The 260-nt window shown below is 75.8% G+C and carries 1 pseudogene; it reads right to left on the minus strand.

From position 1 onward, the window contains the following. A pseudogene (locus CVH10_RS21825) lies at positions 1-260 on the minus strand (nucleoside deaminase); the annotation flags it as partial.

Below are 260 nucleotides of genomic sequence, written 5' to 3' on the forward strand. Positions count from 1 at the left end.
CCGCGCGTGGATGATCGCCCCGGTGCACATCAGGCAGGGCTCCAGGGTCACGAACAGGGTGCCGCCATCGAGGCGGTAGTTGCCGAGGCGCGTGCCGGCATCGCGCCGGGCGCGGATCTCGGCGTGGGCGCTGGGGTCATGGCCCGCCACCGGCGCGGTGTAGCCCTCGCCGACGATCTCGCCGGCGGCGTCCACCACACCGCGCCGACCGGCACCTCCCCGGCCTCCCCGGCCAGCCGTGCCTGCTCGAGGGCACGATG

Origin of the sequence: Halomonas sp. ND22Bw (genome assembly GCF_003011945.1) — a bacterium.
GTDB classification, from domain to species: domain Bacteria; phylum Pseudomonadota; class Gammaproteobacteria; order Pseudomonadales; family Halomonadaceae; genus Halomonas; species Halomonas halophila.